The sequence below is a fragment of the Streptomyces sp. NPDC021356 genome, from assembly GCF_040641015.1.
Lineage (GTDB): Bacteria > Actinomycetota > Actinomycetes > Streptomycetales > Streptomycetaceae > Streptomyces.
This window is the reverse complement of the sequence record NZ_JBFACU010000098.1, coordinates 1-2,172: the sequence shown is the minus strand read 5'-3', so window position 1 is coordinate 2,172 and position 2,172 is coordinate 1. Positions and strand designations below refer to the sequence as shown.

The window sequence follows — 2,172 nt, the reverse complement described above, 5'->3', positions numbered from 1 at the left end:
GCGTCGTGGACGAGGAGGTCGGCTTCGTTGCCGGGGGTGACGGTGACGACGTGGAGGTCGCCGGTGCGTGGGTCGCGCAGGACGCCGTGTTCGCCGTCGGTGCCGAAGCGGACGGGCCGGCCGTGTTCCAGGCGGATGAGCGCGTGGGCGGCCTGCTGGGTGTCTTTGAGGGCGTCGAAGGCGCCGTCGTTGAAGATGTTGCAGTTCTGGTAGATCTCGATGAGGGCGGTGCCGGGGTGGGCGGCGGCCTGTTGCAGGACCTCGGTGAGGTGTCTGCGGTCGGAGTCGATGGTGCGGGCGACGAAGGTGGCTTCGGCGCCCAGGGCGAGGGAGACGGGGTTGAAGGGGGCGTCCAGGGAGCCCATGGGGGTGGACTTGGTGATCTTGCCGCGTTCGGAGGTGGGGGAGTACTGGCCCTTGGTGAGGCCGTAGATGCGGTTGTTGAACAGCAGGATCTTGAGGTTGACGTTGCGGCGCAGGGCGTGGATGAGGTGGTTGCCGCCGATGGAGAGGGCGTCGCCGTCGCCGGTGACGACCCAGACGGACAGGTCGCGGCGGCTGGTGGCCAGGCCGGTGGCGATGGCGGGGGCGCGGCCGTGGATGGAGTGCATCCCGTAGGTGTTCATGTAGTACGGGAAGCGGGAGGAGCAGCCGATGCCGGAGACGAAGACGATGTTCTCGCGGGCGATGCCGAGCTGGGGCATGAAGCCCTGGACGGCGGCGAGGATGGCGTAGTCGCCGCAGCCCGGGCACCAGCGGACTTCCTGGTCGGACTTGAAGTCCTTCATCGACTGCGCGGCGGTGGCCTTCGGCACGAGGGTCAGGGGCTGGGCGGTGCCCGGGGCGGTGGGGGACGTCTCAGGCATCGATGGCCTCCTTGAGTGCCGTGGCGAGTTGTTCGGCTTTGAAGGGCATGCCGTTGACCTGGGTGTGGGGGCGGGCGTCGACCAGGTATTTCGCGCGGATGAGGGTGGTGAGCTGGCCGAGGTTCATCTCCGGGACGACGATCTTGTCGTAGGAGTGCAGGAGGGTGTCCAGGTTGGCGGGGAAGGGGTTGAGGTGGCGCAGGTGGGCCTGCGCGATCGCGATGCCGTCGGCCCGCAGCCGGCGCACGGCTGCGGTGATGGGGCCGTAGGTCGATCCCCAGCCCAGGACCAGGGTGCGGGCGTGGTCGGGGTCGTCGGCCTCGATGTCGGGGACGGTGATGTTGTCGATCTTGGCCTGGCGGGTGCGGACCATGAAGTCGTGGTTGGCCGGGTCGTAGGAGATGTTCCCGGTGCCGTCCTGTTTCTCGATCCCGCCGATACGGTGTTCCAGACCGGGTGTGCCCGGCAGGGCCCAGGGGCGGGCCAGGGTGCGCGGATCACGCTTGTAGGGCCAGAACACCTCGGTGCCGTCGGCCAGGGTGTGGTTGGGGCCGCTGGCGAAGGCCACCTTCAGATCCGGCAGTTCGCTGATGTCGGGGATGCGCCAGGGTTCGGAGCCGTTGGCCAGGTAGCCGTCGGAGAGCAGGAAGACCGGGGTGCGGTAGGCCAGCGCGATCCGGGCCGCCTCCAGCGCCGCCGCGAAGCAGTCCGCCGCCGTCCGGGGGGCCACCACCGGCACCGGCGCCTCACCGTTGCGGCCGTACATCGCCTGCAGCAGGTCGGCCTGCTCCGTCTTGGTCGGCAGGCCCGTGGAGGGGCCGCCGCGCTGGATGTCCACCACCAGCAGCGGCAGCTCCAGCGACACCGCCAGCCCGATCGTCTCGCTCTTGAGGGCCACCCCCGGCCCCGACGTCGTCGTCACCGCCAGCGCGCCGCCGAACGCCGCGCCCAGGGCCGCGCCGATCCCGGCGATCTCGTCCTCCGCCTGGAACGTGCGCACCCCGAAGTTCTTGTGCTTCGACAGCTCGTGCAGGATGTCCGAGGCCGGAGTGATCGGATACGAACCCAGAAACAGCGGCAGATCCGCCTGCCGCGCGGCGGCGATCAGCCCGTAGGCCAGCGCCAGATTCCCCGAGATGTTGCGGTACACCCCCGGCGCGAACGCCGACCCCGCCGGCGCCACCTCGTAGGAGACCGCGAAATCCTCCGTCGTCTCCCCGAAGTTCCACCCCGCCCGGAACGCCGCCACGTTCGCCGCCGCGATCCGCGGCTTCCGCGCGAACTTCGCCTCCAAAAACCGCTCCGT

At 69.9% G+C, this 2,172-nt stretch carries 2 protein-coding genes; both read right to left on the bottom strand.

What is annotated here, in order from left to right; translation table 11 throughout:
* A partial coding sequence (locus tag AB0G56_RS42105; protein ID WP_360981634.1) for a 2-oxoacid:ferredoxin oxidoreductase subunit beta occupies window positions 1-866 on the bottom strand: 866 nt, incomplete at its 3' end.
* The coding region (locus AB0G56_RS42100; protein WP_360981631.1) for a 2-oxoacid:acceptor oxidoreductase subunit alpha at window positions 859-2,172 on the bottom strand (1,314 nt) is incomplete at its 5' end. The genes AB0G56_RS42105 and AB0G56_RS42100, both read right to left, overlap by 8 nt.